Genomic DNA, 3567 nt, shown 5'->3' with positions numbered 1-3567 from the left:
GCCAATGGCGCCTGGCGCTACACCCCGAGCACTGAGCTCACCGAGGGCGACCACGTCTTCAGCGTCACCGCGACTGATGCCGCCGGCAACGAGAGTGCGGCCTCTGGCGAGTTCACCCTCACCGTCGACACCACCGCGCCAGATGCACCGATCCTGTCCGAGACCGATGGCGAGACGGCCAATGGCAGCACCGTCAATGGTAGCGCCGAGGCCGGCGGCACCGTCGAAATCACCGATGGTGATGGCGATCTGCTGGGCAGCGGCACTGTTGCCGATGACGGTACGTTCAGCATCACCCTGTCTCCGAAGCAGGAAGCCGGCGCTGAGCTGACCGCTACCGTCACTGACGCTGCGGGTAACGAAAGCCCAGCCTCCGATGCCCTGGTGGTGCCGGAAGACGCTGACGTGACTGCGCCAAACACGCCGACCATCACTTCCGCGACCGACGATGTGGCAGCCGATACCGGTGCCCTCGCCTCCGGCGACAGCACGGATGACGCGACTCCGACGCTGACCGGCAGCGCAGAAGCCGGCAGCACCGTCACCATCACCCACAACGGTGAAGTCGTTGATACGGTCGTGGCAGATGCCAATGGCACCTGGCGCTATACCCCGAGCACTGATCTCACCGAGGGTGAGCATGTCTTCAGCGTCACGGCTACCGATGCTGCCGGCAACGAGAGTGCAGCCTCTGGCGAGTTCACGCTCACCGTCGACACCACAGCGCCGGATGCCCCAGTCCTGAGCGAGACCGATGGCACCACCGTCGCCGGAACCGGTGAAGCGGGCACCACGGTCGAGATCACCAATGCCAGTGATGATGTGTTAGGAACAGCGGTCGTCGATGCAGAAGGCAACTTCTCGGTTGAGCTCTCACCGGAGCAGGAAGCTGGCAGCACACTGACAGCCACGGCAACCGATGCAGCCGGCAATGAAAGCGCAGCGTCCGCGGCACTCGATGTGCCGGTAGATGCTGACGTTACCGCGCCGAACATCCCGACCATCTCTTCCGCGACCGACGACGTGGCAGCCGATATCGGTACCCTCGCCTCCGGCGATAGCACCAATGACGCAACGCCGACCCTGACCGGCAGCGCCGAGATCGGTAGCACCGTCACCGTCACCCACAACGGCGAAGTCGTTGATACGGTCGTGGCAGATACTAATGGCGCCTGGAGCTATACCCCGAGCACTGACCTCACCGAGGGTGATCACGTCTTCAGCGTCACCGCAACCGATGCTGCTGGTAACGAAAGCACGCCGTCGGGCGAGTTCACGCTTACCGTCGATACCGCTGCGCCGGATGCGCCAGTCCTGTCCGAGACCGATGGCACTACCGTCGCCGGGACCGGTGAAGCGGGCACCACGGTCGAGATCACCAATGCCAACGACGATGTTGTTGGCACCGCGGTCGTCGATGCAGAAGGCAACTTCTCCGTTGAGCTCTCGCCGGAGCAGGAAGCTGGCAGCACACTGACAGCCACGGCAACCGATGCGGCCGGCAATGAAAGCGCAGCGTCCGCGGCACTCGATGTGCCGGAAGATGCTGACGTTACCGCGCCGAACACGCCGACCATCACCTCCGCGACCGACAACGTAGCAGCCGATACCGGTGCCCTCGCCTCCGGCGACAGCACCAATGATGCGGCGCCGACGCTGACCGGCAGCGCCGAAGCCGGCAGCACCGTCACCATCACTCACAACGGCGAAGTCGTTGATACGGTCGTGGCAGATGCCAATGGCGCCTGGCGCTATACCCCGAGCACGGACCTCACCGATGGCGAGCATGTCTTCAGCGTCACCGCGACCGATGCTGCTGGCAACGAAAGCGCGGCTTCTGGCGAGTTCACACTCACCGTCGATACTACCGTGCCCACCAATCCGGCCTTGGCGCTCACCACCGACACCAACATTACGGACGACGGCATCACCAGCAATGGCGAAGTCACCGTCAGTGGTCTGGAAGCCGACGCCACTTGGGAGTACTCCCTCGACGGCGGCAGCAACTGGATCGATGGTACCGGCACCACCTTCACCCTCGCTGAAGGCAGCTACGCCGATGGCGTTGTGCAGATCCGTCAGACCGATGTGGCCGGCAACGTCAGTGACGCCGTGAACCTGGGCGCCGTGACGGTCGATGCGACCATCGACGCACCGAGCCTTGCGCTCACCACCGACACCAACATCACCGACGACGGCATCACCAGCAATGGCGAAGTCACCGTCAATGGTCTGGAAGCCGACGCCAGCTGGGAGTACTCCCTCGACGGCGGCAGCAACTGGATCGCGGGTACCGGCACTACCTTCACCCTCGCCGAAGGTGTCTACGCCGATGGCGTTGTGCAGATCCGTCAGACCGATGTCGCCGGCAATGTCAGCGACGCCGCCAACCTGGGCGACGTGACGGTCGATGCGACCGCTCCGACGGGCAGCATCGCCTTCGTCGATGGTGACGATGGCCTGCTCAATCTGGCAGACATCAGCGCCGTCGATCTGACTGGCAGCATCGAGGCCGGTCTCGACAGCAGCAATGTCGTGATCACCATCACTGACAGCGCCGATCCGGCCAACGAGATCACCGTCGCCACGACTGACATTACGGTCGACGGCGCCGGCAATCTGTCCGTAACCGGTCTGGACCTGAGCACCGCAACTTCCGGGCTCACCGAAGGCGCCCTCACCGTCTCGATGACCGTGACCGATGTGGCGGGCAATACGTTCGAGACCGACGACACTACCACCAGTGATCTCACGGTACCTGAGACTCCGAGCCTCGCGCTGAGTGAAGACACCAACGTCACCGACGACGGCATCACCAGCAATGGTGAGGTCACTGTCAGTGACCTCGAGGCCGGCGCGACTTGGGAGTACACCACCGACGGCGGCAGCAACTGGATCGCGGGTACCGGCACCACCTTCACCCTCGCCGAAGGCGGCTACGCCGATGGCGTTGTGCAGATCCGTCAGACCGATGTCGCCGGCAATGTCAGTGACGCCGTGAACCTGGGCGCCGTGACGGTCGATGCGACCATCGACGCACCGAGCCTCGCGCTCACAGCCGACACCAACATCACGGACGACGGCATCACCAGCAATGGCGAGGTCACCGTCAGCGGTCTGGAAGCCGACGCCAGCTGGGAGTACTCCCTCGACGGCGGCAGCAACTGGACCGATGGCACCGGCACCACCTTCACCCTCGCCGAAGGCAGCTACACCGATGGCGTTGTGCAGATCCGTCAGACCGATGTCGCCGGCAATGTCAGTGACGCCGTGAACCTGGGCGCCGTGACGGTCGATGCGACCATCCCAGCAACGACTATCACCATCGATTCCATCAGTGACGATACTGGTCTCGCAGCCGATGACTTCATCACCAATGACGATGATGGCCTGACGGTCACCGCCATGCTGAGTGCCGAGCTCGCCACTGGAGAAGCTCTGCTCTACAGCACCGATGGCACCACCTGGGTCGACATCACCGACAGCGTGTCCGGTACTGCCATCAGCTACGCCGATACTGACCTCACCGCCTCTGCCACCTTGCAGCTCAAGGTGCAGGACGCCGCC

1 protein-coding gene is annotated in these 3567 nt (G+C 63.8%); it reads left to right on the top strand.

Translation table 11 applies throughout. The features are described from left to right. On the top strand, window positions 1–3567 hold a 3567-nt coding region (locus QD280_RS17725), incomplete at both ends, for an Ig-like domain-containing protein (RefSeq protein WP_279840146.1).

Source organism: Cobetia sp. 1AS1, assembly GCF_029846435.1.
Taxonomy (GTDB): Bacteria; Pseudomonadota; Gammaproteobacteria; order Pseudomonadales; family Halomonadaceae; genus Cobetia; species Cobetia amphilecti.
Note: the sequence above shows the minus strand (reverse complement) of the source record. Positions and strands in the feature narration are given on the sequence as shown.